The sequence below is a fragment of the Pseudomonas sp. LA5 genome, assembly GCF_028640825.1.
GTDB classification, from domain to species: Bacteria; Pseudomonadota; Gammaproteobacteria; order Pseudomonadales; family Pseudomonadaceae; genus Chryseomonas; species Chryseomonas aestiva.
The window spans coordinates 1-3,062 of sequence record NZ_JAQYZY010000048.1 but is presented as its reverse complement, the minus strand read 5'-3'; the positions used below and the strand labels follow the sequence as shown (position 1 = coordinate 3,062).

General features: G+C 68.5%; 2 protein-coding genes and 1 pseudogene. All 3 read right to left on the bottom strand.

The genetic code is table 11. From position 1 onward, the window contains the following. Nucleotides 1-749 (bottom strand): methyl-accepting chemotaxis protein (locus PVZ72_RS24290; protein ID WP_443218254.1); only part of this gene is annotated, 749 nt, incomplete at its 3' end. Between the two features lie 141 nt (nucleotides 750-890). Further along, a pseudogene (locus tag PVZ72_RS24285) lies at nucleotides 891-1,874 on the bottom strand (HAMP domain-containing protein); the annotation flags it as partial. A 120-nt stretch (nucleotides 1,875-1,994) separates the two neighbouring features. Beyond that, nucleotides 1,995-3,062, bottom strand: a 1,068-nt coding sequence (locus PVZ72_RS16785) for a methyl-accepting chemotaxis protein (RefSeq protein ID WP_273862529.1), incomplete at its 5' end; no start/stop codon positions are given.

Sequence of the window (3,062 nt, the reverse complement as noted above, 5' to 3'; positions counted from 1 at the left end):
CCCACCAGCCGCTGCAGGCGACCGGCCTCGGCTTCCAGGGCGGTACAGGCCGCCAGGGTGGCCTGGAGGTTGTCGACACCCTGCTGGTTCAGCAGGTTGATCTCGCTGATGTCCATGTTCAGGGTCTCCACCACCGAGGTCTGTTCCTCGGTCGCGGTGGCCACCGACTGGTTCTGGCCATCGATCTCGCCGATGCGCTCGGTCACGCTGCCCAGCCGCTCGCCGGCGCTCTTGGCCACCTGCATGCTGTGGGCGCTCTGCCGCTGGCTTTCCTGCATCAGCGCCACGGCGTCGCGCGAGCCGGTCTGCAGTTCCTCGATCATCTGCTGGATCTGCTGCGCCGAACTCTGGGTGCGGCTGGCCAGGGAGCGCACCTCGTCGGCCACCACGGCGAAGCCGCGCCCGGCCTCACCGGCGCGGGCCGCCTCGATGGCGGCATTGAGCGCCAGCAGGTTGGTCTGTTCGGAGATGCCGCGGATGACTTCGAGGATCTGGCCGATGTTGGCGGCCTTGCCGTTGAGCGCCTCGATATGTTCGCAACTGGTGCCGATCTTGGCCGACAGCGCCTGCATGGCGTGCAGGGCCTCGTCGAGCACCTCGCGACCCTCTTCACCCTGGGCACGGGCGGTGCTGGCCTCGCCCGAGGCATGGGCGGCATTGCGGGCGATCTCCTGGGCGGCGGCGCCCAATTCGTTGATGGCGGCGGCCACGCTGGTGGTGCGCTGGGCCTGCAGATCCGACTGCTGCATGGAGGATTGCGATGACTCCAGCACCCGGCGCGTGCCCTGATTCAGCTCGCCGGTGCTCTGGGCCACGTCGCGGATCGAGGTGTGGATGCGCGCCACGAACTTGTTGAAGGCCTCGGCCAGGGCGCCGAATTCGTCGCGGGCCTGCACCGGCAGGCGGCGGGTCAGATCGCCCTCGCCTTCGGCGATGTCGGCCATGGCGCGGGTCAGGTCGTGCAGCGGCCGCAGCAGCACGCGGATCAGCAAGCCCAGCAACAGGATGATGGCGACCACCGCCACCAGGGTGGCGACGATGGCCAGGTTGCGCGCCTGGGTGACCGGGGCATAGGCCTTGGCCTGGTCGATGGACAGGCCCAGGTACCACTTGACCGAGGGCAGGCCCGCGACCGGGGTGAAGCTCACCAGGCGCTCGCTGCCATTCTGGGTGACGGCATGCAGGCCCGGCTGCAGGGACGGCGTCTGCTCGGGGAAGACGTCCTTGAGGGTCTTGAGCACCTGCTCGGGATGGCTGCTGACCAGCACCTTGCCGTCGCCGTCGACCAGGAAGGCTTCGCCCAGGCCGCCGACGTTGAGCGAGGTGATGATCTCCACCAGCGCCGAGAGGTTGAGGTCGCCGGCCACCACACCGGCCAGTTGGCCGTCGCGCTGCAGCGGGGTGGCGATGGTCACGCCCAACTGGCCGGAAGAGGCGAAGATATAGGGCGGGGTCAGCACCGTGGCGCCGGCGGCGGTGGCGGCCGCGTACCAGGGTCGCTTGCGTGGATCGTAGCCGGCCGGCAGGGTGCGCAGCGGACGGGTGGTGTAGGTACCGTCCACCTCGCCCAGGTAGGTGGAATCGAAGGTACCGGTGTAGATCTTCTGATCCAGCAGACCGACCAGGCCGTCGGGCGAACGATCGCGTGCCAGGGTCTGGGCTTCGCCTTCGATGAGCTTGACCCGCGCATCCAGCCAGTAGGCGACGTTGCCGGCGGTGACCCGGCCGGTTTCCGCGAGGTTGGCACTCAGGCTCTGGTCGATGGCCTGGCGTTGCAGATAGGCATTGAAACCGGCGGAAGCGGCCAACGCGGTGGTGATCACCAGCGCCGCGACCAGCAGGATCTTGTGGCTGAATTTCAGGTGTCGCTTCATACAGGTCTGCGTCCGTGGCCAGGGTGGAGCCATGCCGGATTCAGGGCATGGCGGTCACTCGTTATCGGGCACGTACGTTACGACTTGAGCGGAGCGGCAACCTCTTTTCGGGGGCCCGCGCTAGATGCGGAAGCCACCCACCAGCCGCTGCAGGCGACCGGCCTCGGCTTCCAGGGCGGTACAGGCCGCCAGGGTGGCCTGGAGGTTGTCGACACCCTGCTGGTTCAGCAGGTTGATCTCGCTGATGTCCATGTTCAGGGTCTCCACCACCGAGGTCTGTTCCTCGGTCGCGGTGGCCACCGACTGGTTCTGGCCATCGATCTCGCCGATGCGCTCGGTCACGCTGCCCAGCCGCTCGCCGGCGCTCTTGGCCACCTGCATGCTGTGGGCGCTCTGCCGCTGGCTTTCCTGCATCAGCGCCACGGCGTCGCGCGAGCCGGTCTGCAGTTCCTCGATCATCTGCTGGATCTGCTGCGCCGAACTCTGGGTGCGGCTGGCCAGGGAGCGCACCTCGTCGGCCACCACGGCGAAGCCGCGCCCGGCCTCACCGGCGCGGGCCGCCTCGATGGCGGCATTGAGCGCCAGCAGGTTGGTCTGTTCGGAGATGCCGCGGATGACTTCGAGGATCTGGCCGATGTTGGCGGCCTTGCCGTTGAGCGCCTCGATATGTTCGCAACTGGTGCCGATCTTGGCCGACAGCGCCTGCATGGCGTGCAGGGCCTCGTCGAGCACCTCGCGACCCTCTTCACCCTGGGCACGGGCGGTGCTGGCCTCGCCCGAGGCATGGGCGGCATTGCGGGCGATCTCCTGGGCGGCGGCGCCCAATTCGTTGATGGCGGCGGCCACGCTGGTGGTGCGCTGGGCCTGCAGATCCGACTGCTGCATGGAGGATTGCGATGACTCCAGCACCCGGCGCGTGCCCTGATTCAGCTCGCCGGTGCTCTGGGCCACGTCGCGGATCGAGGTGTGGATGCGCGCCACGAACTTGTTGAAGGCCTCGGCCAGGGCGCCGAATTCGTCGCGGGCCTGCACCGGCAGGCGGCGGGTCAGATCGCCCTCGCCTTCGGCGATGTCGGCCATGGCGCGGGTCAGGTCGTGCAGCGGCCGCAGCAGCACGCGGATCAGCAAGCCCAGCAACAGGATGATGGCGACCACCGCCACCAGGGTGGCGACGATGGCCAGGTTGCG